Genomic DNA, 24,386 nt, shown 5'->3' with positions numbered 1-24,386 from the left:
CACTTTTCCTTGTTTATGCAGATCGGGCTGGCAGTTAAACCCGCATGAAACCTGTGCTTTAGCCGTGCATGTAGTCAAACTACAACATCGCTACACATGGCCACCTGAGCAAGCGCTATTCATCCTAGCAGCTTGCTTCCGGATTGCCGCTCCTCTCGCCTCCCCCTCTGCGGATGACTAAGATTGGCCGCCCACCGAGGAGGATCCCATGCGCTTCACCCCCCATGTCACAGTCGCCACCCTGGTAGAAGACCAGGGCCGTTTTCTGATGGTCGAGGAGATATCGGATGGCCGGGCGGTATTAAACCAGCCTGCCGGCCACTTGGAAGCCGACGAAAGTCTCATCCAGGCCGCCCTGCGCGAAGCCCTCGAGGAAACCGGTTGGGAAGTCGAGTTGACCGCCGTCACCGGCATCTACCTCTATACCGCGCCGAGCAACGGCGTGACCTACCAGCGCGTCTGCTTCGCTGCACGCCCGCTGCGCCACCGCCCCGAGCACGAGCTCGACACCGGCATCATCGGCCCACGCTGGCTGACCCGTGACGAGCTCCTGGCGCACCGTGAACAATGGCGCAGCCCACTGATCATCCGCTGCATCGACGACTACCTGGCCGGAGAACGCTTCCCCCTGAGCCTGATCCGCGACCCGGCGTGATCGCCCGAGCCGACCGCACCTGTTAGAATCCCGTTCTTTTTTGCAGCAGTCCCAGAGTCTTATGTCCGATACAGCCAAAACCCGCGTGATCGTCGGCATGTCCGGCGGCGTGGACTCTTCCGTTTCCGCCCTCCTGCTGATGGAACAGGGTTACCAGGTGGAAGGCCTGTTCATGAAGAACTGGGACGAGGACGACGGCACCGAATATTGCACCGCCAAGGAAGACCTGGCGGACGCCCAGGCCGTGTGCGATCGCATCGGCATCAAGCTGCACACAGCCAACTTCGCCGCCGAGTACTGGGACAACGTGTTCGAGCACTTCCTCGCCGAATACAAGGCGGGCCGCACGCCCAACCCGGATATCCTCTGCAACCGCGAGATCAAGTTCAAAGCCTTCCTCGACTACGCCCTGATGCTCGGTGCCGACCTCATCGCCACCGGCCATTACGTGCGTCGCCGCGACGTCGACAGCCGCACCGAGCTGCTCAAGGGCCTGGACCCGAACAAGGACCAGAGCTACTTCCTCCACGCCGTCGGCGGCAAGGAAATTGCCCGCACCCTGTTCCCCGTAGGCGAACTGGAGAAGCCCGAAGTCCGCGCCATCGCCGAGAAACACGGCCTGGCCACCGCGAAGAAGAAAGACTCCACCGGCATCTGCTTCATCGGTGAGCGCCGCTTCAGCGACTTCCTCAAGCAATACCTGCCAGCCCAGCCCGGCGACATCGAAACCACCGACGGCGAAGTCATCGGCCGCCACCACGGCCTGATGTACCACACCATCGGCCAGCGCCAGGGCCTCGGCATCGGCGGCATGAAGGATGCCAGCGACGAACCCTGGTACGTCCTGGCCAAGGACGTCGCGCGCAACGTACTGGTCGTCGGCCAGGGCAACGAACACCCCTGGCTGTTCTCCCGCGCGCTGCTCGTCTCGGAGATCTTCTGGGTCAACCCGATCGAGCTCGACCAGCCCCGCCCCCTGACCGCCAAGGTCCGCTACCGGCAGAGCGACCAGGCCTGCACCCTGGAGCGCACCGCCAATGGCTACCGTGCAGTCTTCGACGCCCCCCAGAGGGCTGTAACGCCCGGCCAGTCGGTCGTCTTCTATGACGGCGAAATCTGCCTGGGTGGCGGCGTGATCGAAACGGCCGAAGCCTGGGACGCCGAGGTGCGCCGCCCATGACGCCCCTGCAGGAACAACTCGTAGCACTGGGCGCCGTGTTCGAAGCCGCCGTGCTGGTGGACAAGATCGCCAAGACCGGCCAGGTCAGCGAAGCGCCGCTGGGCTGCATGCTCGGCAGCCTGCTGGTTCGCGACCCGAAGAACACCCTGGACGTCTATGGCGGCGACGACATCAACCTGCGCGACGGCTACAAGGCCCTGATCAGCGCCCTGGAACGCGAGCCCAGCAGCCTGCAGCGCGAACCGCTGCGCTACGCCCTATCGCTACTGACCCTGGAGCGCCAGCTGAACAAGCGCGAGGACATGCTGCAACTGATCGGCAGCCGGCTCGACCAGATCCAGCAGCAGACGCAGCACTTCGGCGTCGTCCACGACAACGTCATCGCCTCGTGCGGCAGTCTCTACCAGGACACCCTCAGCACCTTCCGCCAGCGCATCCAGGTCCATGGCGACATGCGCCACCTGCAACAACCCAGCAATGCCGCCAAGATCCGCGCCCTGCTGCTCACCGGCATCCGCTCCGCCCGTCTCTGGCGCCAACTCGGCGGCCATCGCTGGCAGCTGCTGTTCAGCCGCCGCAAGCTGCTGGGCGAGCTCTATCCCATGCTGCGCAGCTGAATTCGCGGGCTTGCGCCGAACGGCGCAAGCCCGCTCACGTTATCGGGGCCGGTTTTCGTGTATGATGTGCGCCCTTTTCGTTGACCGATTGTCCGAGAACGCCCCATGCAGCTCTCCTCGCTCACCGCGGTTTCCCCCGTCGATGGCCGCTACGCCGGCAAAACCAGCGCACTGCGCCCGATCTTCAGTGAATATGGCCTGATCCGCTTCCGCGTACAGGTCGAAGTCCGCTGGCTGCAACGCCTTGCCGCCCACGCCGGCGTTCCGGAAGTCGCCCCCTTCTCCGCCGAAGCCAACGCCCTGCTGAACGAGCTGGCCGAGAACTTCCAGCTGGAGCACGCCGAGCGCATCAAGGAAATCGAGCGCACCACCAACCACGACGTCAAGGCCGTGGAGTACCTGCTCAAGGAGCAGGCCGCCAAGCTGCCAGAACTGGCCAAGGTCAGCGAGTTCATTCACTTCGCCTGCACCAGCGAGGACATCAACAACCTGTCCCACGCCCTGATGCTGCGCGAAGGCCGCGACGGCGTGCTGCTGCCGCTGATGCGCCAGACCGCCAACGCCATCCGTGAGCTGGCGATCCGCTTCGCCGACGTGCCGATGCTCTCCCGCACCCACGGCCAGCCCGCCTCCCCCACCACACTGGGCAAGGAGCTGGCCAACGTCGTCTACCGCCTGGAGCGCCAGATCGCCCAGGTAGCCGCCGTACCGCTGCTGGGCAAGATCAATGGCGCCGTGGGCAACTACAACGCCCACCTCTCGGCCTACCCGGAAATCGACTGGGAAGCCAACGCCCGCGAATTCATCGAAGGTGACCTGGGCCTGAGCTTCAACCCCTACACCACCCAGATCGAGCCGCACGACTACATCGCCGAGCTGTTCGACGCCATCGCCCGCTTCAACACCATCCTCATCGACTTCGATCGCGACGTCTGGGGCTACATCTCCCTCGGCTACTTCAAGCAGAAGACCGTCGCCGGCGAGATCGGCTCCTCGACCATGCCGCACAAGGTCAACCCGATCGACTTCGAGAACTCCGAAGGCAACCTCGGCATCGCCAACGCCCTGTTCCAGCACCTGGCCAGCAAGCTGCCGATCTCCCGCTGGCAGCGCGACCTGACCGACTCCACCGTGCTGCGCAACCTCGGCGTCGGCTTCGCCCACAGCGTCATCGCCTACGAAGCCAGCCTCAAGGGCATCGGCAAGCTCGAGCTGAACGAAGCACGCATCGCCGCCGACCTGGACGCCTGCTGGGAAGTCCTCGCCGAACCGATCCAGACCGTGATGCGCCGCTACGCCATCGAAAACCCCTACGAGAAGCTGAAGGAACTGACCCGCGGCAAGGGCATCAGCCCCGAAGCGCTGCAGACTTTCATCGACGGCCTCGACATGCCGGCCGAAGCCAAGGCCGAACTGCGCAAGCTGACCCCCGCCGCCTACATCGGCAACGCGGCGGCCCAGGCCAAGCGTATCTGACGGCTATCGCCCCCTTGCACGCCCGGCTGTGCCGGGCGTTTTTATTTGAAAGGTTCCGCCATGACTTCCGATCTCCCCCTGCAAATCCTCGGCGGCATCTCCGCCCGTGAATTCCTCCGCGACTACTGGCAGAAGAAACCCCTGCTGATCCGCCAGGCCATCCCGGACTACGAGAGCCCCATCTCCCCCGACGAGCTGGCCGGCCTGTCCCTGGAAGAGGAAGTCGAATCGCGCCTGGTGATCGAACATGGCGAGCACCCGTGGGAGCTGCGTCGCGGCCCGTTCTCCGAAGACACCTACCAGGGCCTGCCGGAAAAGGACTGGACCCTCCTCGTCCAGTCCGTCGACCAGTTCGTCCCGGAAGTCGCCGAACTGCTGGAGCATTTCCGCTTCCTGCCCAGCTGGCGCATCGACGACATCATGGTCAGCTTCGCCGCCCCCGGCGGCGGTGTCGGCCCGCACTACGACAACTACGACGTTTTCCTGCTCCAGGCCCATGGCCAGCGCCGCTGGAAGATCGGCCAGATGTGCGACGCCTCGAGCCCACTGCTGCCCCACGCCGACCTGCGCATCCTCGCCGACTTCCAGGGCACCGATGAATGGGTACTGGAGCCGGGCGACATGCTCTACCTGCCGCCGCGCCTGGCCCACTTCGGCATAGCCGAGGACGACTGCATGACCTACTCGGTCGGCTTCCGCGCCCCCAGCGCCGCTGAAGTACTGACCCATTTCACCGACTTCCTCGCCCAGTTCATCCCGGACGAAGAACGCTACAGCGATGCCGACATCGCGCCGGTCAGCGACCCCTACCAGATCCAGCAGGACTCCCTCGACCGCCTCAAGGCCCTGCTGGCCGAGCACATGAGCGACGAACGCCTGCTGCTGACCTGGTTCGGCCAGTTCATGACCGAGCCGCGCTATCCCGAGCTGGTCGCCGGCACCGAAGTGGAAGAAGACGAGTTCGTCGGCGCCCTGGAAGATGGCGCCGTGCTGATCCGCAACCCCAGCGCCCGCATGGCCTGGTCCGAAGTGGATATCGGCCTGGTGCTCTTCGCCAGCGGCCAGAGCCGCCTGCTGCCCAGCAGCCTGCGCGAGCTGCTGAAACTGGTCTGCGCCAGCGACGCATTGCACATCGACAACCTCGGCCAATGGCTGGCCGACGAGGACGGGCGTAAGCTTCTGTGGGAACTGGTCAAGCAAGGAAGTCTGGAGTTTGCCGATGAGTGAGATACACGTCCGCATCGCCGATTGGCAGAAGGATAATGCCGACCTGCGCCGCATCCGCGAAACCGTGTTTATCGCCGAACAGGCGGTGGCGCCGGAGCAGGAATGGGATGCGGAAGACGTCGACGCGGTCCACTTCCTCGCTCTGGAGCGCGACTACGCCATCGGCACCGCGCGCCTGCTGCCCGATGGTCACATCGGCCGCGTCTCGGTGCTCAAGGACTGGCGCGGCCTGCGGGTCGGCGACCGCCTGCTGGAAGCAGTGATCGCCGAAGCGGAGCGTCGCGGCCTCAAGCAGCAGATGCTCTCCGCCCAGGTGCACGCCACCCCCTTCTATGAACGCCACGGCTTCCGCGTCGTCAGCGGCGAGTTCCTCGAAGCCGGCATCCCTCACGTGGACATGGTGCGCGACAGCCAGTAGAGGTCGATATGGAACCCAACGCCCCGGAAAACCAAGAACCCGATGCCGAACTGCCGGCCATCGAATTCCAGTCACCAGGGCGTTTCGAGGTCCACAACCCGGCCCCGGATCTGCGCGAGCCGGCCCCCTGGGAGCCCGCGCCCTACACCCTTGGCGAACACACCGACCTGCAGCGCTTCGCCAAACCCGACGATGCACGCCCCCACGCCCTCGCCCTGCTGCAACAGGCGCAGCGCAGCCTGTGCCTCTACACGCCGGACCTCGAAGCCTGGCTCTACCACCACAGCAGCATCCAGGACGCCTGCACCCGCTTCCTCCTGGCCAACCCGCGCAACCGCCTGCGCATCCTGATACGTGACGTCACGCGCCCGGTAAAGGAAGGCCATCGCCTGCTCAACCTGGTGCGCCGCCTGTCCAGCAACAGCCAGATCCGCAAACTCAACCCCGATCACTCCAACGAAGAGTGCGCCTACCTGCTGGTGGATGATCGCGGCCTGCTGCTGCGCCCGGAACTGGACAGCTTCTCCGGCTACGCTCTGTACAACGACCCCGGGCGCTGCCGCCTGCGCCAGGCCCAGTTCGACCAGGCCTGGGAGCAGAGCGTCAGCGATCCCGACCTGCGGAGTTTCCTGCTATGACCCCACGCGCGCTCCTCGCCGCCCTGCTCCTTGCCCTGAGCCTGCCGCTCCAGGCCGCGACCGAGGTGATCCCGCTCAACTACCGCACCGCCGAGGACGTGATGCCCGTGGTGCAATCGGTGCTCGGCAACGAAGGCCGCGTCAGCGCCTACGGCAACCAGCTGATCGTCAATGCCGAGCCGGCGAAGATCCAGGAACTGCGCAAGGTCCTTGGCCAGCTGGACACCGCGCCCAAGCGCCTGCTGATCTCCGTGGACACCAGCGACAGCAATTACCAGGACGACCGCGGCTATGCGGTCAACGGCTCGGCCAGCGTAGGCGGCGTCGACGTGGAAGCCGGGCGTGGCGAGGTGCGCGGCCGCGACCAGGTGCGCATCATCCGCCGCAGCACCGAGAGCCGCGGCGGCGGCGTGCAACAGGTCCAGGCCAGCGAGGGCTACCCGGCGCTGATCCAGGTCGGCCAGAGCGTTCCCATCACCACCGCCAGCACCGGCCCCTACGGGCAGGTCTACAGCAACACCGAATACCGCAACGTGACCCGCGGCTTCTATGTCACCGCCAGCGTCACCGGCGACATCGTCCACGTCAGCATCAGCAGCAACAGCGACCGTCTGAGTCAGTCCCAGCCCGGCGTGATCGACGTGCAGAGCACCGATACCCGCGTCAGCGGTCGTCTCGGCGAGTGGATCACGGTCGGCGGCGTCAATCAGTCCAGCCAGTCCGATGACAGCGGCTTCCTGCAGCGCCGCAGCACCCAGGGCGGCGAAAACATGACCATGCGCCTGAAGGTCGACAGCCTCGACTGACCCACCCCTTCCCTGACCAATCGGTCGTTCTTAAGACTTATGTAGTAGTGCGAAAAAATCACTACAAAACGTTTGACGAACACTTGTTTGAAGCGCATCATGGCCCCGCTCCCGCTAACCAGGGGCCCTGCAACGGGCTCCCGGGCCGCGCTCAATACCTTCGAGCCGTCCCGTGTTGTTACAGCCCACAAGGCAGTTCGACGAGGTTGCGACTGGAACGAAGTTGTCCTGAGGGACGGGGAAGCGTTTAACGCAGCAGCCAGATCGACGATCCAACCGAACCTGATCCGCCAAGGCATCCACGAGCCGAAGGCGAGCAGGCCGGACAGCGAGGTCATCTGTACCGCTCGTCTCGTCACCCCTCCTCTCGAGTGTCCTACTCGTACCGGTCACATTCTCGACGTTCTGTGGTGAGCTACCCGTGATGCCTTCCAGGGCTCACAGGGGGAAGTCGGTGCTCAACCAAACACATTTGAAGGATTGACCATGTCCGCATATCAAAACGACATCAAGGCAGTTGCCGCTCTGAAAGAAGCCGCAGGCAACAGCTGGAGCGCTATCAACCCGGAATCCGTCGCCCGTATGCGCGCCCAGAACCGCTTCAAGACCGGTCTGGACATCGCCAAGTACACCGCGGCCATCATGCGCAAGGACATGGCCGAATACGACGCCGACGCCTCCGTCTACACCCAGTCCCTGGGCTGCTGGCACGGCTTCATCGGTCAGCAGAAGCTGATCTCCATCAAGAAGCACCTGAAGACCACCAACAAGCGCTACCTCTACCTGTCCGGCTGGATGGTCGCGGCCCTGCGTTCCGACTTCGGCCCGCTGCCGGACCAGTCGATGCACGAGAAAACCGCCGTTTCCGGCCTGATCGAAGAGCTCTACACCTTCCTGCGCCAGGCTGACGCCCGCGAACTGGACCTGCTCTTCACCGCCCTGGACGCTGCCCGCGCCGCTGGCGACAAGGTCAAGGCCGACGAGATCCAGGCCCAGATCGACGGCTACGAAACCCACGTCGTTCCGATCATCGCCGACATCGACGCTGGCTTCGGTAACCCGGAAGCCACCTACCTGCTGGCCAAGAAGATGATCGAAGCGGGTGCCTGCTGCATCCAGATCGAGAACCAGGTTTCCGACGAGAAGCAGTGCGGCCACCAGGACGGCAAAGTGACCGTTCCGCACGAAGACTTCCTCGCCAAGATCAACGCAGTTCGCTACGCCTTCCTCGAGCTGGGCGTTGACGACGGCGTGATCGTTGCCCGTACCGACTCCCTGGGTGCCGGCCTGACCAAGCAGATCGCCGTGACCAAGCAGCCGGGCGACCTGGGCGACCAGTACAACTCCTTCCTGGATTGCGAAGAAATCACCCCGGCCGAGCTGAAGAACGGCGACGTGGTGATCAACCGCGAAGGCAAGCTGCTGCGTCCCAAGCGCCTGCCGTCCAACCTGTTCCAGTTCCGTGCCGGCACTGGCGAAGACCGCTGCGTACTGGACTGCATCACCAGCCTGCAGAACGGCGCCGACCTGCTGTGGATCGAAACCGAGAAGCCGCACGTTGGCCAGATCAAGGGCATGGTTGACCGCATCCGTCAGGTCATCCCGAACGCCAAGCTGGTCTACAACAACAGCCCGTCCTTCAACTGGACCCTGAACTTCCGCCAGCAGGTGTTCGACGCGTTCGTCGCCGAAGGCAAGGACGTTTCCGCCTACGACCGCGCCAAGCTGATGAGCGTCGAGTACGACGAAACCGAACTGGCACAGGTTGCAGACGAGAAGATCCGCACCTTCCAGCGCGACGGTTCGGCTCACGCCGGCATCTTCCACCACCTGATCACCCTGCCGACCTACCACACCGCCGCGCTGTCCACCGACAACCTGGCCAAAGGGTACTTCGCCGACCAGGGCATGCTGGCCTACGTCAAAGGCGTACAGCGTCAGGAACTGCGCCAGGGCATCGCCTGCGTCAAGCACCAGAACATGGCTGGCTCCGACATCGGCGACAACCACAAAGAGTACTTCGCTGGCGAAGCGGCTCTGAAGGCGAGCGGTAAAGACAACACCATGAACCAGTTCCACTAATAGGAACTGTTCACCAGCACGACCCTCGGGTCGGCTGGATGCCTCGAAGCCCTGGCAGCGATGCCGGGGCTTTTTTTATGCTCCGCGAAACCTCCCCGGGGGAACGCCTTGCATCCATCGCGCGTCTGAACTTACCTCTGGCCGACAGCCGACGGTTTCAATCCGATGCCCAGATCGCTCATTCCCTGCCTGCTGGCCCTGTTCCCCCTCCTCGCCCATGCCGGCGACCTGGAGCAACGCTTCACCCCAGGCACGCTCCAGCCCATCCTCGACCACCTTCAGCACAACGAGTACCCGCGCTTCGCCGTGGTCGACTACTCCCAGCGCTCCGACCAGAAGCGCTTCCTTCTATACGACCGCGACACCCACGAGCTGCTGGCGAGCTACCGCGTGGCCCATGGCAAGGGCTCGGATGCCGACCACGACGGCTACGCCGAGCGCTTCTCCAACGAACCGGAAAGCCACGCCTCCGCCCTCGGCGCCTACCGCACCGGCGAGGTCTACCGGAGCGAACAGCCCGGCCACGGCCTGTCGATGCGCCTGGCCGGGCTGGACCCGAGCAACGACAAGGCCATGCAGCGCGCCATCGTCATCCACGCCATGGACTACATGGAAGACAGGTTCATCCGCCAGCACGGCGTGGCCGGGCGCAGTTTCGGCTGCCTGGTGCTTTCCGGCGGCGACCGCGACCAGGTGATCGAAGCGCTCCGCGGCGGCGCACTGATCTTCGCCATCCGGCCGACGCCCGTATCATCCGGGACACCCTGAAGCGTTTTGTGCGGCACCGCACATAAGGCACCACGCCCATCGCCCTGTCACAGTTCCGTCGCCTTGAGGCCGTAGCGTCAAGTCTCCGCCGATTCGCCCGTATGGAGACAGAGCCTTGAACAACGAGAAAGAGAACGCCGTCCTCTTTGGAAATGGCGACGAAGTGCCGAGCAACCAGTCTAGGAACCCCCACATCAGCGAGCTGATCGAGGGCGTCAAGCGCCGCGAGGTGCTGGCCGGTGGCGCCGCACTCGGCGCCCTCGCCTTCCTCGGCGTGTCCCTGCCCGGCCAGGCCGAGGCCAGCCAGGGCGAAGCCCGCGGCCTCGGCTTCCCCTTCAAGCCGCGCCGCCGACTGGCCTTCGAAGGCATCCCGGCCGGCCGCGCCGACACCATCACCGTGCCGCCGGGCTACAAGGCAACGCCTTTCATTCCCTGGGGCACGCCCATCACCGGCCGTTACCCGGCGTTCGCCGAGGACGCCAGCAACAGCGCTCAAGACCAGGCCGAACAGACCGGCATGCACCACGACGGCATGCATTTCTTCCCCATCGACACCCGCCACGGCCTGGGCCTGCGCTCCGACCATGGCCTGCTGGTACTCAACCACGAGTACATCGACGCGCCACTGCTGCACCCCAACGGCCCGACCGTCGTGAACGGCAAGCGCACGAGCGCCGAGGAAGTGCGCAAGGAAATCAACGCCCACGGCGTATCGGTGGTGGAGATCCGCCGTGACGTGCGCGGCGAATGGACGGTGGTGCCGAGCCGCCGCAACCGGCGCATCACCGCCGCCACGCCGATGCAGATCAGTGGCCCGGCACGCGGCAACAAACTGCTGCAGACCCGCCACAGCCCCAACGGCACCGCTGCACGCGGCACCCAGAACAACTGCTCCAACGGCTTCACGCCCTGGGGCACCTACCTCACTTGCGAGGAGAACTGGGCCGGCTACTTCTCCACCCGTGACACCGACCTGCCCCGCGAACTGAAACGCTACGGCCTGCGCAACGGCAGCCGCTTCGGCTGGGAAACCCTCCCCGGCGACGAGTTCGAGCGCTTCGACGCCACCCGCAAGGCCGCCGACGCCAAGGGCGACTACCGCAACGAGCCGAACCAGTTCGGCTGGATCGTCGAGATCGACCCCTTCGAACCCGACTCCGTACCGGTCAAGCGCACCGCCCTGGGCCGCTTCGCCCACGAAGGCCTGATCTTCGCCCCGGTGAAGGCCGGCCGCCCGGTGGTGTGCTATTCCGGCGACGACTCGCAAAACGAGTACATCTACAAATACGTCAGCCGCGACGCCTACCGCCCCGGCCGCAGCAACGGCCGCCTGCTCGACGACGGCACCCTGTACGTGGCGCGCTTCAACGCCGACGGCAGCGGCCAGTGGCTGGCGCTGGACATCAACGACAAAACCTTCCTCAAGGCCTGCCTCGCCGCCGGCGTGGCTTTCGCCGACCAGGGCGAGGTACTGGTCAACACCCGCCTGGCAGCGGACGTGGTCGGCGCGACCAAGATGGACCGCCCCGAGTGGGGAGCGGTCAACCCGGACAACGGCGAGGTGTACTTCACCCTCACCAACAACACCGCGCGCACCACGCCGGATGCGCCCAATCCGCGCCCCGCCAACGCCTACGGCCACATCATCCGCTGGCGCGAACAGAGCCGCGACTACGCCGGCCAGGCCTTCAACTGGAACCTGTTCATGCTCGCCGGCCCGGAAACCGACAGCCGAGGCCCGAACGGCAAGCCGCTGGACGCCAGCAACATCCTCGCCAGCCCCGACGGCCTGTGGTTCGACGACGACGGTCGCCTGTGGATCCAGACCGACATGAGCGGCAGCCAGCTGGCTTCCGGCCCCTTCGGCAACAACCAGATGCTGGTGGCGGACCCGCGCAGCGGTGAACTCAAGCGCTTCCTGGTCGGCCCGCTGGGCGCCGAGGTCACCGGCATCGCCGCGACCCCGGACTTCCGCACCCTGTTCGTCAATATCCAGCACCCGGGCGAGGGCTCCACGCCCACCAACCTGACCAGCACCTGGCCGGATGGACCGGGCAAGCGGCCGCGCTCCTCCACGGTGGTGATCACCCGGGAGGACCGCCGCCGCATTCTCTGACCCCCCAGCCACTGGCCGAAGTGCCAGGCATTTGCGACCGGCCAGCAATGGCCGGTCCTTTTTACCGATGACAGACTGGCCGCCCACTCACCAAGGGCCCATCCATGCCAGCCAACCGCCTGAGTCGCGCCACCGCCCTGGTAAGCCGGCTGCCCGCCGCCCTGCACACACCCCTCCTGAGCCTGCTGATCGGCAGCCAGGTCCGCTTCGCCGGCACCGCCCGCGTACGCGTCCATCACCTGAGCCAGCAGCGCGCGGTGATGAGCCTCGCCAACCGCCCCCGCGTGCGCAACCACATCAAGGGCGTGCATGCGGCCGCCATGGCATTGCTGGCAGAGTCCGCCACCGGACTGCTGGTGGGCATGAACGTGCCGGACGACAAGCTGCCGCTGATAAAGAGCCTGCACGTGGACTACCTCAAGCGCGCCACGGGCGGCCTGAAGGCGGTAGCCGAACTGGACGCCGAGCAGGTCCGCCGCATCCACGAAGAGGACCGGGGTGAGGTCCGTGTCGCGGTGATCATCACCGACGAAGCCGGCATCGAGCCGATCCGTTGCGAAATGATCTGGGCCTGGGTCAGCCGCAAGCGCGAGCCTTGACTAAGCTGTACGGGTGTCCCAACTGGAAGGGCGAGAACCCCGATGGCCCGAGTCAATCTCATTCTGGCGAGTACCGCGATCGCTGCGGTTACCGCCGCCGCCACCCTCTACTGGCGCCTGTCCGCCGAAGCCCAGGTCACCACCCAGCCCGCACCACGGGCCACCCAGGCGCCTGCATATGCGGCGAGCGACGCGCCGGAGACGACGGGGGCGCCGCGCATCGATCCCGCGCGGATGGCGGAATACGAGAAGCGCCTGGAGTTCCACGCGGCCTACCGCGATTTCTTCAAGGCCGCGCCCGGCCTGTCGGCAGAAGCGCGCGAGCAACAGGCCGCCCGGCTGGCCGAGGAAGTACAGGCCCACGAGCAGAGCGGCGAGCTGGCAGCGAGCGAATCGCTGATGCTGCAGATCGCCCTGATCCAGGCCACCAGCACGGACGTGGAAGAACAGAAAGCGCGGGCCAATGCCCTGTTGCAACGCTACAAGGCTCGCAGCGATGCGCTGGAGAAGAAGCTGGCGGCGAAGCCCTCGCCCCAGTTCGATCATTACAAGCAGGAAGAAAAGCGCATCGTCGAAGAAGTGCTGGCGATGCAGAGCATCCCAGACGGCCTGAGCCGCGACGAGTACCTCAGGCAGCGCCTGCAGCAGGCCCGCGAGCAGGCCTATCACTGAGATCGCGAGGCGGATCGCCCGCCTCGCGACACCCCATCAGAGCAGCTGGTTGAGAATGTAGTAGAGCAGGTTGAAGGGCTTGGCCCGATCGGCCGCATCGCTCGTCTCGGACGCATCCATCACCGGCCCGCTGCCATCCAGCACGTTGCTGACGAAATCATCCAGCTGCAGGTTCTGCTCCTGGATATCGGCATTGGCGAACTCGATGATGCTGGTGCAATGGCTCTCGTTCACTGCGCGGTACTGCGGGAAGTAACCGCCGAAATTGTGCAGGTTGGCCAGTGTATTGCGCAGGCGACCGGTGTCCACGTCCCACTTGGCGTGGATTAGCGCCTCCTTGGTGGCCTGGTCCGGTGCGTTGGCGATCTCCGGATAGAAGCGCTCGTAGGAATACGACGAGTAGTTGAGGTCCTTCCAGAAGTGCGTGTGCCCGAGGCGATCACCCGGCAGGTTCGCGGAAAGCGCCGGGTAGATGCTGCCCAGATCGTTGAGGGTGACGCCGGGCAGGCGGCTCTGCAGCAATTGCAGCGGGCCATTGTCCAGACCCCAGGCCTGGCGGATGAAGGTCTGCAACGGCAGCGACGGGTAGGCCTGGTTGCTGCCGCCGGTCACCGCGCTGAACACCGGCCCCGAGTCGTCGATCATGAAACCGCGGGTGGGCGCGATGTCCTGGCGGGTCACCGCATGGCTGATCAGGCTCCCCGCCCCGCCGGCGCTGCAGCCGGTGGAGAGCATCTGCTCCGGGCGCTCCAGGTTGTCCTTGAGCCAGGCCGTGACCGCACGGGTGTTGCGCAGCCCGTTGTGGTGCCAGATCAGCTGCGGCTTCTGCCCGGTGGGGTCCTGGTAGACCGCCACCTTGTCGCCGGAATAGATGTCGCCCGTGCAATAGGGCACATAGACCATGTTCCAGTTCTGCGTCTTCACCCGCGTCCAGGGATGCAGCCGCACCACGAAGGGGCTGACCAGGCTGGCGCTGGGGTTCAGCAGCTTCATGTAGTCATCGGGAATCCCGTTGGGGTTGCGCGCACCACGGATGCCGGTTTGCCCGGTGCAGCTGGCGTAGTCCCAGCAGGCGCCACCGCCTTCCATATAGATGATGGTGTTGCTGGTGTTGGGCACCCGATTGACGAAGAACTTGTAGGGCGAGCCGTTGCCGCACACGGCGCCCGTCTCGGGAGCGAGCTGCACCGTCTGCCAGGCGTAGTAGTTGCCCGCCTTGAAGCCGGAATCGAACCCGGCGGGGTTGGCCAGCAACGGATAGGGCCCGACCCGCTGCTCGGGCAGCACCTTGTTGTCGGCCTTCGGTGGCGAGGTGAGGTTGACCAGGGTCCGCCAGAACCCGTAATCGCCGAGCTCGGCGTGGGCAGGCAGGGACGGCAGGCAGAACAGCAGGAGCACGAAGCAGTGACGCAGCGACTTGGCAACGCCCATGGCGATTCCCTCTTTTTCTTGTTTTTCACGTGGACCAGCGCGCCCAGGCAGGCGAATCCGTGGTCCAGCCGACCCGCTGAGTACGACAGGTAAACAGGGGGAACGCGCCGCATCCACGACGCACCTAGCACGCTAGTACAAGGTCGCCAGGGCAACAACGACAGCCACATATGAATTAGGCATAGAGGAAAGAAGTTGTGAGTAACAGCGGCTATTAAGTGCGCATGTTTTAACCACTTCCGTAGGACTCGCTATGTAGTGGTTATATATTCTCCAGTCAAATGATAATGACTATCATTAACTTATCTATATCTGCGCCCTGCGGCATAGCGCCGCAATCCGACCAAAGCCTGACAAAAAACCGGAACCCTCGCCGCCCTAGGCTTTCAGAGCTGTACAAGGTCTTTAAACTGGCTTTCGGGTTAATTTTTTAGTCTGAAAAATTTACTTGTACGCCCATACGGGCATAAAATTGTCCGAATAGATTGCCGGGCACTCTTGTGCGGGCAAGGATCATTTTAATAACGAGTGAACGCCGTTCCTTGTTGAAGGAGTTCAGGCATGTCGGAAGCCACTGCCATTCTTTCCCATAACTGGGGTTTCGCTGTTTTCCTGCTGGGCGTCATCGGCCTCTGCGCCTTCATGCTCGGCGTATCGAGCCTGCTCGGCAGCCGCGCCCACGGTCGCGCCAAGAACGAACCATTCGAATCCGGGATGCTCCCCACCGGCAGTGCCCGCCTGCGCCTCTCCGCAAAATTCTATCTGGTCGCGATGCTCTTCGTGATCTTCGACGTCGAAGCCCTCTTCCTCTTCGCCTGGGCCGTATCCGTTCGTGAAAGCGGGTGGGCGGGCCTCATCGAAGCTACCATTTTCATAGCAATTCTGTTGGCAGGTCTTGCCTATCTCTGGCGCATCGGAGCCCTCGACTGGGCCCCCGAAGGTCGTCGCAATCGGCAGGCGAAGCTAAAACAATGAGGCTTTGGCGATGCAATACAAACTTACTCGGATCGATCCGACTGCTCCCAACGAGCAGTACCCGATCGGTGAGCGGGAGATCGTTTCCGACCCCCTGCTAGAAGATCAGGTCCACAAGAACATCTTCATGGGCAAGCTGGAAGATGTTCTCAACGGTGCAGTCAACTGGGGTCGCAAGAACTCCCTGTGGCCGTACAACTTCGGTTTGTCCTGCTGCTACGTGGAGATGACCACCGCCTTCACGGCGCCGCATGACATCGCCCGCTTCGGTGCGGAAGTCATTCGCGCATCACCCCGCCAGGCTGACTTCATGGTCATCGCCGGCACCTGCTTCATCAAGATGGCGCCCATCATCCAGCGCCTCTACGAGCAGATGCTGGAGCCCAAGTGGGTGATCTCGATGGGCTCGTGTGCCAATTCCGGCGGCATGTACGACATCTATTCGGTGGTCCAGGGCGTGGACAAGTTCCTCCCCGTGGACGTGTACATCCCTGGCTGCCCTCCTCGTCCGGAGGCATTCCTGCAGGGCCTGATGCTGCTGCAGGAATCCATCGGCCAGGAGCGCCGTCCGCTTTCCTGGGTCGTCGGCGACCAAGGCATCTACCGTGCCGAAATGCCGTCGCAGAAGGAACAGCGCCGCGAACAGCGTATCCAGGTCACCAACCTGCGCAGCCCCGACGAAGTCTGATCCGGTCTCTTCCACAAGAAGAGACCCGGCTCACTCTGTACGTTGACCGAAAGCGACCGAGACCATGACTGCAGACACCGTTCTGTCTATTCCGCCTTACAAGGCTGACGACCAAGATGTCGTCGTTGAACTGAATTCCCGCTTTGGCGCCGAGAGCTTCACCCTCCAAGCCACCCGCACCGGCATGCCGGTCATCTGGGTCGCTCGCGAGAAGCTCGTCGAGGTGCTGACCTTCCTGCGCAACTCGCCGCGCCCCTTCGTCATGCTGTACGACCTGCACGGGGTCGACGAGCGCCTGCGTACGCATCGCCGCGGCCTGCCGGGCGCCGACTTCACCGTGTTCTACCACCTGATCTCCATGGAGCGTAACAGCGACGTGATGATCAAGGTGTCGCTCCAGGAAGGCGACCTCAACCTGCCCAGCGTCACCGGCATCTGGCCCAACGCCAACTGGTACGAGCGTGAAGTCTGGGACCTGTACGGCGTGCACTTCACCGGCCACCCGCACCTCTCGCGGATCATGATGCCGCCCACCTGGGAAGGCCACCCGCTGCGCAAGGACTACCCGGCGCGCGCCACCGAGTTCGATCCGTACAGCCTCACCCTGGCCAAGCAGCAACTCGAGGAAGAAGCCGCCCGCTTCAACCCCGAGGACTGGGGCATGAAGCGCCAGGGCGAGAACGAGGACTACATGTTCCTCAACCTCGGCCCCAACCACCCCTCCGCCCACGGTGCCTTCCGCATCGTGCTGCAGCTCGACGGCGAAGAGATCGTCGACTGCGTCCCGGACATCGGCTACCACCACCGGGGCGCCGAGAAGATGGCCGAGCGCCAGTCCTGGCACAGCTTCATCCCCTACACCGACCGCATCGACTACCTCGGCGGGGTGATGAACAACCTGCCCTACGTGCTCGCGGTGGAGAAGCTCGCCGGCATCAAGGTGCCGCAGAAGGTCGACACCATCCGCGTGATGCTGGCTGAATTCTTCCGCATCACCAGCCACCTGCTGTTCCTGGGTACCTACATCCAGGACGTCGGCGCCATGACCCCGGTGTTCTTCACCTTCACCGACCGCCAGCGCGCCTACAAGGTCATCGAAGCCATCACCGGCTTCCGCCTGCACCCGGCCTGGTACCGCATCGGTGGTGTCGCCCACGACCTGCCGCGCGGCTGGGATGGCCTGGTCAAGGAATTCGTCGAATGGCTGCCCAAGCGCCTGGACGAGTACACCAAGGCCGCGCTGAAGAACAGCATCCTCAAGGGCCGCACCATCGGCGTCGCCCAGTACAACACCAAGGAAGCCTTGGAATGGGGTGTCACCGGTGCCGGCCTGCGCTCAACCGGCCTGGACTTCGACCTGCGCAAGGCCCGCCCGTACTCCGGCTACGAGAACTTCGAGTTCGAAGTGCCGCTGGCCCACAACGGCGACGCCTATGACCGCTGCATGGTCCGCGTCGAAGAGATGCGCCAGAGCATCCGCATCATCGACCAGTGCCTGAAGAACATGCCGGAAGGCCCATACAAGGCCGACCACCCGCTGACCACGCCGCCGCCGAAAGAACGCACGCTGCAGCACATCGAAACCCTGATCACCCACTTCCTGCAGGTTTCCTGGGGCCCGGTCATGCCGGCCAACGAAGCCTTCCAGATGATCGAGGCGACCAAGGGCATCAACAGCTACTACCTGACGAGCGATGGCAGCACCATGAGCTACCGCACCCGGATCCGCACGCCCAGCTTCCCCCACCTGCAGCAGATCCCCTCGGTGATCCGCGGCAGCATGGTGGCCGACCTGATCGCCTACCTGGGCAGTATCGACTTCGTTATGGCTGACGTGGACCGCTGACATGAGCATTATCCAGACCGACCGTTTCGCCCTCAGCGAAACCGAGCGCTCGGCCATCGAGCACGAGATGCACCACTACGAGGACCCGCGCGCGGCGTCAATCGAAGCCCTGAAGATCGTCCAGAAGGAGCGCGGCTGGGTGCCTGACGGCGCCGCCGATGCCATCGGCGAGATCCTCGGCATCCCCGCCAGCGACGTCGAAGGCGTGGCCACCTTCTATAGTCAGATATTCCGCCAGCCGGTGGGCCGCCACATCATCCGCGTGTGCGACAGCATGACCTGCTACGTCGGCGGCCATGAGTCGGTACTCGGCAGCATCCAGCAGAACCTCGGCATCGGCCTCGGCCAGACCACCGCCGACAATCGCTTCACCCTGTTGCCGGTGTGCTGCCTGGGCAATTGCGACAAGGCCCCGGCCCTGATGATCGACGACGACACCTTCGGCAACGTCAGCGCCGACGGCGTCGCGCAACTGCTGGAGGCCTATCAATGAAGACCCTCACCTCCGTCGGCCCGGCCAACCGCATCCAGCGCAGCGCCGAGACGCACCCGCTGACCTGGCGCCTGCGTGACGACGCGCAGCCCGTCTGGCTCGAGGAATACCAGCAGAAGAACGGCTACGCAGCCGCACGCAAGGCCCTCGGCGAGATGGCCCAGGCCGACATCGTGCAGACCGTCAAGGACTCCGGCCTCAAGGGCCGCGGCGGCGCGGGCTTCCCCACCGGCGTGAAGTGGGGCCTGATGCCCGCCGACGAATCCATGAACATCCGCTACCTGCTGTGCAACGCGGATGAAATGGAGCCCAACACCTGGAAGGACCGCATGCTGATGGAACAGCTGCCCCACCTGCTGGTGGAAGGCATGCTGATCAGCGCCCGCGCCCTCAAGGCCTATCGCGGCTACATCTTCCTGCGTGGCGAATACGTCGACGCGGCGCGCAACCTCAACCGTGCCATCGACGAAGCCAAGGCCGCCGGCCTGCTGGGCAAGAACATCCTCGGGTCGGGCTTCGATTTCGAGCTGTTCGTCCACACAGGTGCCGGCCGCTACATCTGCGGCGAGGAAACCGCCCTGATCAACTCGCTGGAAGGCCGCCGCGCCAACCCGCGCTCCAAGCCGCCCTTCCCCGCCGCCGTCGGCGTCTGGGGCAAGCCCACCTGCGTCAACAACGTCGAGACCCTGTGCAACGTGCCGGCGATCGTCGCCAACGGCGTGGACTGGTACAAGGGCCTCGCCCGTCCGGGCAGCGAAGACATGGGCACCAAGCTCATGGGCTTCTCCGGCAAGGTGAAGAACCCCGGCCTTTGGGAACTGCCCTTCGGCGTACCCGCCCGTGAACTCTTCGAGGACTACGCCGGCGGCATGCGCGATGGCTTCAAGCTGAAAGCCTGGCAGCCCGGCGGTGCTGGCACCGGCTTCCTGCTCCCCGAGCACCTGGATGCCCCCATGTACGCCGCCGGCATCGCCAAGGTCGGCACCCGCATGGGCACCGGCCTGGCGCTCGCGGTGGACGACAGCATCAACATGGTCTCGCTGCTGCGCAACATGGAAGAGTTCTTCGCCCGCGAGTCCTGCGGCTGGTGCACGCCCTGCCGTGACGGCCTGCCCTGGAGCGTCAAGGTCCTGCGCGCCCTCGAACGCGGCGAAGGCCAGCGAGGCGACCTGGAGACCCTCGAAGGGCTGGTCAACTTCCTCGGCCCAGGCAAGACCTTCTGTGCCCACGCACCGGGCGCCGTCGAGCCGCTGGGTAGCGCGATGAAGTATTTCCGTCCGGAGTTCGAAGCAGGCATCGCCGAGAACGCACCGGCGATCCGACCCGAACCGGTCGGCGCATAAGAGCCAGTTCCGCCGGTTGGCGGCCGCCACGCGCGGCCCCGACCGCAACCTGATTCCATTAGCCAAGCCCGGTCAAACGGGCAGATGAAGACTGAACCATGGCCACTATCCACGTAGACGGCAAGACGCTCGAAGTCGATGGTGCAGACAACCTCCTGCAGGCCTGTCTGTCCCTCGGACTCGACATCCCCTACTTCTGCTGGCACCCGGCGCTCGGCAGCGTCGGCGCCTGCCGCCAGTGCGCGGTCAAGCAGTACACCGACGAAAACGACAAGCGCGGCCGCCTGGTCATGTCCTGCATGACCCCCGCGACCGACAACACCTGGATCTCCATCGAGGACGAAGAGGCGAAGCAATTCCGCGCCAGCGTCGTCGAATGGCTGATGACCAACCACCCGCACGATTGCCCCGTGTGCGAGGAAGGCGGCCATTGCCACCTGCAGGACATGACGGTGATGACCGGCCACAACGAGCGCCGGTACCGCTTCACCAAGCGCACCCACCAGAACCAGCAGCTCGGCCCATTCATCTCCCACGAGATGAACCGCTGCATCGCCTGCTACCGCTGCGTGCGCTACTACAAGGACTACGCCGGCGGCACCGACCTCGGCGTCTACGGCGCCCACGACAACGTCTACTTCGGACGCGTCGAGGACGGCACCCTCGAGAGCGAGTTCTCCGGCAACCTGGTCGAGGTCTGCCCGACCGGCGTGTTCACCGACAAGACCCACTCCGAGCGCTACAACCGCAAGTGGGACATGCAGTTCGCCCCGAGCATCTGCCACGGCTGCTCCAGCGGCTGCAACATCAGCCCCGGCGAGCGCTACGGCGAGATCCGCCGCATCGAGAACCGCTTCAACGGCTCGGTGAACCAGTACTTCCTCTGCGATCGCGGTCGCTTCGGCTATGGCTACGTCAACCGCGAGGACCGCCCGCGCCAGCCGTCGTTCGGCACCCAGAAACTGGGCCTCGACGCAGCGCTGGACAAGGCCGCCGAGCTGCTCAAGGGCAAGCGCGTGATCGGCATCGGCTCGCCGCGTGCCAGCCTGGAGTCCAACTTCGCCTTGCGTGAACTGGTGGGCGAAGCCAACTACTACTCCGGCATCGCCGCCAGCGAACTGGAGAACATCCGCCTGATCCGCGACATCCTGCAGAACGGCCCGCTGCCGGTGCCCACCCTGCGTGACATCGAAAGCCACGACGCCGTCTTCGTGCTCGGTGAAGACCTGACCCAGACCGCCGCGCGCGTCGCCCTGGCGCTGCGCCAGTCGGTCAAGGGCAAGGCCACCGACATCGCTGCCTCGATGAAGATCCAGGATTGGCACATGGCCGCCGTGCAGAACGTCGCCCAGGACGCGCTGAACCCGCTGTTCATCGCCAGCATCGCCGAGACCCGCCTCGACGACGTGGCCACCCAGTGCGTACACGCCGCCCCGGCCGACCTCGCCCGCATCGGCTTCGCCGTGGCCCATGCCATCGACCCGAGCGCCCCGGCCGTGGATGGCCTGGACAACGAGGCCGCCGAGCTGGTCAAGGCCATCGCCGACGCCCTGATCCAAGCCAAGCGTCCGCTGATCGTCTCCGGCGCCTCCCTCGGCGAGAAGGCCCTGATCGAAGCCGCCGCCAACATCGCCAGCGCCCTGAAGAACCGTGAGAAGAACGGCTCAATCAGCCTGGTGGTCCCGGAAGCCAACAGCATGGGCCTGGCCCTGTTCGGTGGCGAATCCGTGGACGCCGCCCTGGAAGCCCTGACCGCCGGCCAGGCCGACGCCGTGGTAGTACTGGAGAACGACCTGTACCGCCGCGCCGAAGCCGCCAAGGTCGACGCCGCACTGGCCGCCGCCAAGGTGGTGATCGTCGCCGACCACCAGCAGACCGCGACCGTCGAGCGCGCCCACCTGGTACTTCCGGTCGCCAGCTTCGCCGAAGGCGACGGCACCCTGGTCAGCCAGGAAGGCCGCGCCCAGCGCTTCTTCCAGGTCTACGACCCGACCTACTACGACGCCAACATCCTCGTCCGCGAGGGCTGGCGCTGGCTGCACGCCCTGCACAGCACCCTGGAAGGCAAGTCCGTCGACTGGACCCAGCTCGACCAGGTCACCGCCGCCGTCGCCGACAGCAACAGCCAGCTGGCTTCGATCCGCGACGCCGCGCCCAGCGCCTCGTTCCGCATCAAGGGCCTGAAGCTGGCCCGCGAGCCGCACCGCTACAGCGGCCGCACCGCCATGCGCGCCAACATCAGCGTGCACGAGCCGCGCCAGCCGCAAGACAAGGACTCGCCCTTCGCCTTCTCCATGGAAGGCTATGCCGGCAGCGCCGAACCCCGTCAGCAGATCCCCTTCGCCTGGTCCCCGGGCTGGAACTCGCCCCAGGCCTGGAACAAGTTCCAGGACGAAGTCGGCGGCCACCTGCGCGCCGGTGACCCGGGCGTGCGCCTGATCGAGGCCAAGGGCGCCACCCTGCCCTGGTTCGCCGCCGTTGCGCCCTTCAACCCCGCGCAAGGCACCTGGCAGGTCGTCCCCTTCCACCACCTGTTCGGCAGCGAGGAGAACTCCTCCCGCGCCGCGCCGATCCAGGAGCGCATGCCCGAGGCCTATGTCGCCCTGGCCAAGTCCGAGGCGGACCGCCTGGGCGTGAACGACGGCGCCATGCTGTCGCTGCGCGTCAACGGCCAGGCCCTGCGCCTGCCGCTGCAGGTCCGTGAGGAGCTGGCCGCGGGCCTCGTCGGCCTGCCCGCCGGCCTGCCGGGCATCCCGGGTGCCGTCGCCGGTGCCACCGTGACCCTGCTGCAGGAGGCCGCGCAATGAGCTGGCTCACTCCCGAGGTGATCGACGTCATCATCGCGGTGCTCAAGGCCATCGTGATCCTGCTTGCCGTGGTCGTCTGCGGCGCCCTGCTGAGCTTCGTCGAACGACGCCTGCTGGGCTGGTGGCAGGACCGCTACGGCCCCAACCGCGTCGGCCCGTTCGGCATGTTCCAGATCGCCGCCGACATGCTGAAGATGTTCTTCAAGGAAGACTGGACGCCGCCGTTCGCCGACAAGGTGATCTTCACCCTGGCGCCGGTGATCGCCATGAGCGCCCTGCTCATCGCCTTCGCCGTGGTCCCGATCACCCCCACCTGGGGCGTCGCGGACCTGAACATCGGCATCCTGTTCTTTTTCGCCATGGCCGGCATCACCGTGTACGCGGTGCTCTTCGCCGGCTGGTCGAGCAACAACAAGTTCGCCCTGCTCGGCAGCCTGCGCGCCTCGGCCCAGACCGTCTCCTACGAGGTGTTCCTGGCCCTGTCGCTGATGGGCGTGGTCGCCCAGGTCGGCTCGTTCAACATGCGCGACATCGTCGAATACCAGGCCCAGCACCTGTGGTTCATCATTCCGCAGTTCTTCGGCTTCTGTACCTTCTTCATCGCCGGCGTCGCCGTGACCCACCGTCACCCGTTCGACCAGCCGGAAGCGGAACAGGAACTGGCCGACGGCTACCACATCGAATACGCCGGCATGAAATGGGGCATGTTCTTCGTCGGCGAGTACATCGGCATCGTGCTGGTGTCCGCGCTGCTGGTGACCCTGTTCTTCGGCGGCTGGCACGGCCCCTTCGGCATCCTGCCGCAGATCCCGTTCATCTGGTTCGCCCTGAAGACCGCCTTCTTCATCATGCTGTTCATCCTGCTCCGCGCGTCGATCCCGCGTCCGCGCTATGACCAGGTGATGGCCTTCAGCTGGAAGTTCTGCCTCCCGCTGACCCTGATCAACCTGCTGGTGACCGGCGCCGTCGTGCTGGCCACGGCCCAGTAAGGAGAAAGACCATGATCAAGTACATCTACGACGTGGTGGTCGGCACCTTCACCCAGCTGCGCAGCCTGGTGATGGTGTTCTCCCACGGCTTCCGCAAGCGTGACACCCTGCAGTACCCCGAAGAGCCCGTGTACCTGCCGCCGCGCTATCGCGGCCGCATCGTGCTGACCCGCGACCCCGACGGCGAAGAGCGCTGCGTGGCCTGCAACCTGTGCGCCGTGGCCTGCCCGGTCGGCTGCATCTCGCTGCAGAAGGCCGAGACCGAGGACGGCCGCTGGTATCCCGAGTTCTTCCGCATCAACTTCTCCCGCTGCATCTTCTGCGGCCTGTGCGAGGAAGCCTGCCCCACCACCGCGATCCAGCTGACCCCGGATTTCGAGATGGGCGAGTACAAGCGCCAGGACCTGGTCTACGAGAAGGAAGACCTGCTGATCTCGGGCCCCGGCAAGAACCCGGACTACAACTTCTACCGCGTGGCCGGCATGGCCATCGCCGGCAAGCCGAAAGGCGCCGCGCAGAACGAAGCCGAGCCGATCAACGTGAAGAGCCTGCTGCCCTAA

Annotated in this window: 22 protein-coding genes; 21 read left to right on the top strand and 1 reads right to left on the bottom strand. The window is 65.0% G+C overall.

All coding sequences use genetic code 11. From position 1 onward, the window contains the following. Positions 1-208: 208 nt before the first annotated feature. The 13 genes from PHLH3_RS13240 to PHLH3_RS13180 all read left to right on the top strand — a co-directional run bounded on the left by PHLH3_RS13240 (position 209) and on the right by PHLH3_RS13180 (position 13,254). Positions 209-655 carry an NUDIX hydrolase gene (locus PHLH3_RS13240; protein ID WP_213629776.1) on the top strand — a complete coding sequence of 149 codons (447 nt, stop codon included), beginning with the start codon at positions 209-211 and terminating at the stop codon, positions 653-655. A gap of 61 nt (positions 656-716) precedes the next feature. Continuing rightward, a complete protein-coding gene (gene mnmA, locus PHLH3_RS13235; protein WP_213629774.1) occupies positions 717-1,835 on the top strand; it encodes a tRNA 2-thiouridine(34) synthase MnmA in 1,119 nt (372 codons plus the stop codon). Further along, positions 1,832-2,452: a high frequency lysogenization protein HflD gene (gene hflD / locus PHLH3_RS13230; RefSeq protein WP_213629772.1), complete on the top strand. Its 621-nt coding sequence runs from the start codon at positions 1,832-1,834 to the stop codon at positions 2,450-2,452. The genes mnmA and hflD overlap by 4 nt, the downstream gene beginning before the upstream one ends. Before the next feature lie 105 nt (positions 2,453-2,557). Continuing rightward, positions 2,558-3,928: an adenylosuccinate lyase gene (gene purB / locus PHLH3_RS13225; protein ID WP_213629770.1), complete on the top strand. Its 1,371-nt coding sequence runs from the start codon at positions 2,558-2,560 to the stop codon at positions 3,926-3,928. A gap of 60 nt (positions 3,929-3,988) precedes the next feature. Then, entirely contained in the window at positions 3,989-5,155 is a 1,167-nt protein-coding gene (locus tag PHLH3_RS13220; RefSeq protein WP_213629768.1) for a cupin domain-containing protein, read from the top strand. Then, a complete protein-coding gene (locus PHLH3_RS13215; protein ID WP_111262139.1) occupies positions 5,148-5,573 on the top strand; it encodes a GNAT family N-acetyltransferase in 426 nt (141 codons plus the stop codon). The genes PHLH3_RS13220 and PHLH3_RS13215 overlap by 8 nt, the downstream gene beginning before the upstream one ends. An 8-nt stretch (positions 5,574-5,581) precedes the next feature. Continuing rightward, complete coding sequence (locus PHLH3_RS13210) at positions 5,582-6,211, top strand: histone acetyltransferase HPA2 (RefSeq protein WP_213629766.1); 630 nt, start codon at positions 5,582-5,584, stop codon at positions 6,209-6,211. Then, the gene (locus PHLH3_RS13205) at positions 6,208-7,017 is read left to right on the top strand and encodes a secretin N-terminal domain-containing protein (RefSeq protein WP_213629764.1); all 810 of its coding nucleotides are present in this window, start codon (positions 6,208-6,210) and stop codon (positions 7,015-7,017) included. The genes PHLH3_RS13210 and PHLH3_RS13205 overlap by 4 nt, the downstream gene beginning before the upstream one ends. 486 nt (positions 7,018-7,503) lie before the next feature. Continuing rightward, entirely contained in the window at positions 7,504-9,099 is a 1,596-nt protein-coding gene (locus PHLH3_RS13200) for an isocitrate lyase (protein WP_111262136.1), read from the top strand. Positions 9,100-9,264: 165 nt separating this feature from the next. Further along, positions 9,265-9,867, top strand: coding sequence for a murein L,D-transpeptidase catalytic domain family protein (locus PHLH3_RS13195; protein WP_213629762.1), 603 nt, complete (start codon positions 9,265-9,267; stop codon positions 9,865-9,867). 115 nt (positions 9,868-9,982) lie between these two features. Then, a complete protein-coding gene (locus PHLH3_RS13190) occupies positions 9,983-11,983 on the top strand; it encodes a PhoX family phosphatase (RefSeq protein ID WP_213629760.1) in 2,001 nt (666 codons plus the stop codon). 104 nt (positions 11,984-12,087) lie between these two features. Beyond that, complete coding sequence (locus PHLH3_RS13185) at positions 12,088-12,582, top strand: DUF4442 domain-containing protein (RefSeq protein ID WP_173174292.1); 495 nt, start codon at positions 12,088-12,090, stop codon at positions 12,580-12,582. A gap of 42 nt (positions 12,583-12,624) precedes the next feature. Further along, positions 12,625-13,254, top strand: coding sequence for a hypothetical protein (locus PHLH3_RS13180; protein ID WP_213629758.1), 630 nt, complete (start codon positions 12,625-12,627; stop codon positions 13,252-13,254). Between the two features lie 36 nt (positions 13,255-13,290). Here PHLH3_RS13180 and PHLH3_RS13175 read toward each other — a convergent pair whose 3' ends face one another. Next, positions 13,291-14,685: a pectin acetylesterase-family hydrolase gene (locus PHLH3_RS13175; protein ID WP_213629756.1), complete on the bottom strand. Its 1,395-nt coding sequence runs from the start codon at positions 14,683-14,685 to the stop codon at positions 13,291-13,293. Between the two features lie 561 nt (positions 14,686-15,246). Here PHLH3_RS13175 and PHLH3_RS13170 point away from each other — a divergent pair. From PHLH3_RS13170 to nuoI, 8 genes are all read left to right on the top strand, one after another. Then, entirely contained in the window at positions 15,247-15,660 is a 414-nt protein-coding gene (locus tag PHLH3_RS13170) for an NADH-quinone oxidoreductase subunit A (RefSeq protein ID WP_111262130.1), read from the top strand. Between the two features lie 10 nt (positions 15,661-15,670). Next, on the top strand, positions 15,671-16,348 hold the full coding sequence (locus tag PHLH3_RS13165; protein WP_111262129.1) for an NADH-quinone oxidoreductase subunit B: 678 nt from the start codon (positions 15,671-15,673) through the stop codon (positions 16,346-16,348). 64 nt (positions 16,349-16,412) lie between these two features. After that, on the top strand, positions 16,413-18,194 hold the full coding sequence (gene nuoC / locus PHLH3_RS13160) for an NADH-quinone oxidoreductase subunit C/D (RefSeq protein WP_173174298.1): 1,782 nt from the start codon (positions 16,413-16,415) through the stop codon (positions 18,192-18,194). A gap of 1 nt (position 18,195) precedes the next feature. Next, on the top strand, positions 18,196-18,687 hold the full coding sequence (nuoE, locus tag PHLH3_RS13155; RefSeq protein ID WP_021219038.1) for an NADH-quinone oxidoreductase subunit NuoE: 492 nt from the start codon (positions 18,196-18,198) through the stop codon (positions 18,685-18,687). Continuing rightward, entirely contained in the window at positions 18,684-20,030 is a 1,347-nt protein-coding gene (nuoF, locus tag PHLH3_RS13150; protein ID WP_173174300.1) for an NADH-quinone oxidoreductase subunit NuoF, read from the top strand. Before nuoE ends, nuoF begins: the two co-directional genes overlap by 4 nt. Before the next feature lie 98 nt (positions 20,031-20,128). Beyond that, positions 20,129-22,837 carry an NADH-quinone oxidoreductase subunit NuoG gene (nuoG, locus tag PHLH3_RS13145; protein WP_213629754.1) on the top strand — a complete coding sequence of 903 codons (2,709 nt, stop codon included), beginning with the start codon at positions 20,129-20,131 and terminating at the stop codon, positions 22,835-22,837. Next, the gene (gene nuoH / locus PHLH3_RS13140) at positions 22,834-23,826 is read left to right on the top strand and encodes an NADH-quinone oxidoreductase subunit NuoH (protein ID WP_173174304.1); all 993 of its coding nucleotides are present in this window, start codon (positions 22,834-22,836) and stop codon (positions 23,824-23,826) included. Before nuoG ends, nuoH begins: the two co-directional genes overlap by 4 nt. An 11-nt stretch (positions 23,827-23,837) precedes the next feature. Next, the gene (nuoI, locus tag PHLH3_RS13135; RefSeq protein ID WP_021219042.1) at positions 23,838-24,386 is read left to right on the top strand and encodes an NADH-quinone oxidoreductase subunit NuoI; all 549 of its coding nucleotides are present in this window, start codon (positions 23,838-23,840) and stop codon (positions 24,384-24,386) included.

The organism is Pseudomonas sp. Pc102, from assembly GCF_018408275.1.
In the GTDB taxonomy this organism is placed as follows: Bacteria; Pseudomonadota; Gammaproteobacteria; order Pseudomonadales; family Pseudomonadaceae; genus Metapseudomonas; species Metapseudomonas tohonis.
This window is presented reverse-complemented; position numbering and strand designations above follow the sequence as displayed.

What these genes read in the sequence shown, in the direction of transcription:
- PHLH3_RS13240 (WP_213629776.1), top strand. Translation starts at nt 209, where the DNA reads ATGCGCTTCACCCCCCATGTCACAGTCGCCACCCTGGTAGAAGACCAG.
- mnmA (WP_213629774.1), top strand. Translation starts at nt 717, where the DNA reads ATGTCCGATACAGCCAAAACCCGCGTGATCGTCGGCATGTCCGGCGGC.
- hflD (WP_213629772.1), top strand. Translation starts at nt 1,832, where the DNA reads ATGACGCCCCTGCAGGAACAACTCGTAGCACTGGGCGCCGTGTTCGAA.
- purB (WP_213629770.1), top strand. Translation starts at nt 2,558, where the DNA reads ATGCAGCTCTCCTCGCTCACCGCGGTTTCCCCCGTCGATGGCCGCTAC.
- PHLH3_RS13220 (WP_213629768.1), top strand. Translation starts at nt 3,989, where the DNA reads ATGACTTCCGATCTCCCCCTGCAAATCCTCGGCGGCATCTCCGCCCGT.
- PHLH3_RS13215 (WP_111262139.1), top strand. Translation starts at nt 5,148, where the DNA reads ATGAGTGAGATACACGTCCGCATCGCCGATTGGCAGAAGGATAATGCC.
- PHLH3_RS13210 (WP_213629766.1), top strand. Translation starts at nt 5,582, where the DNA reads ATGGAACCCAACGCCCCGGAAAACCAAGAACCCGATGCCGAACTGCCG.
- PHLH3_RS13205 (WP_213629764.1), top strand. Translation starts at nt 6,208, where the DNA reads ATGACCCCACGCGCGCTCCTCGCCGCCCTGCTCCTTGCCCTGAGCCTG.
- PHLH3_RS13200 (WP_111262136.1), top strand. Translation starts at nt 7,504, where the DNA reads ATGTCCGCATATCAAAACGACATCAAGGCAGTTGCCGCTCTGAAAGAA.
- PHLH3_RS13195 (WP_213629762.1), top strand. Translation starts at nt 9,265, where the DNA reads ATGCCCAGATCGCTCATTCCCTGCCTGCTGGCCCTGTTCCCCCTCCTC.
- PHLH3_RS13185 (WP_173174292.1), top strand. Translation starts at nt 12,088, where the DNA reads ATGCCAGCCAACCGCCTGAGTCGCGCCACCGCCCTGGTAAGCCGGCTG.
- PHLH3_RS13180 (WP_213629758.1), top strand. Translation starts at nt 12,625, where the DNA reads ATGGCCCGAGTCAATCTCATTCTGGCGAGTACCGCGATCGCTGCGGTT.
- PHLH3_RS13175 (WP_213629756.1), bottom strand. Translation starts at nt 14,685, where the DNA reads ATGGGCGTTGCCAAGTCGCTGCGTCACTGCTTCGTGCTCCTGCTGTTC.
- PHLH3_RS13170 (WP_111262130.1), top strand. Translation starts at nt 15,247, where the DNA reads ATGTCGGAAGCCACTGCCATTCTTTCCCATAACTGGGGTTTCGCTGTT.
- PHLH3_RS13165 (WP_111262129.1), top strand. Translation starts at nt 15,671, where the DNA reads ATGCAATACAAACTTACTCGGATCGATCCGACTGCTCCCAACGAGCAG.
- nuoC (WP_173174298.1), top strand. Translation starts at nt 16,413, where the DNA reads ATGACTGCAGACACCGTTCTGTCTATTCCGCCTTACAAGGCTGACGAC.
- nuoE (WP_021219038.1), top strand. Translation starts at nt 18,196, where the DNA reads ATGAGCATTATCCAGACCGACCGTTTCGCCCTCAGCGAAACCGAGCGC.
- nuoF (WP_173174300.1), top strand. Translation starts at nt 18,684, where the DNA reads ATGAAGACCCTCACCTCCGTCGGCCCGGCCAACCGCATCCAGCGCAGC.
- nuoG (WP_213629754.1), top strand. Translation starts at nt 20,129, where the DNA reads ATGGCCACTATCCACGTAGACGGCAAGACGCTCGAAGTCGATGGTGCA.
- nuoH (WP_173174304.1), top strand. Translation starts at nt 22,834, where the DNA reads ATGAGCTGGCTCACTCCCGAGGTGATCGACGTCATCATCGCGGTGCTC.
- nuoI (WP_021219042.1), top strand. Translation starts at nt 23,838, where the DNA reads ATGATCAAGTACATCTACGACGTGGTGGTCGGCACCTTCACCCAGCTG.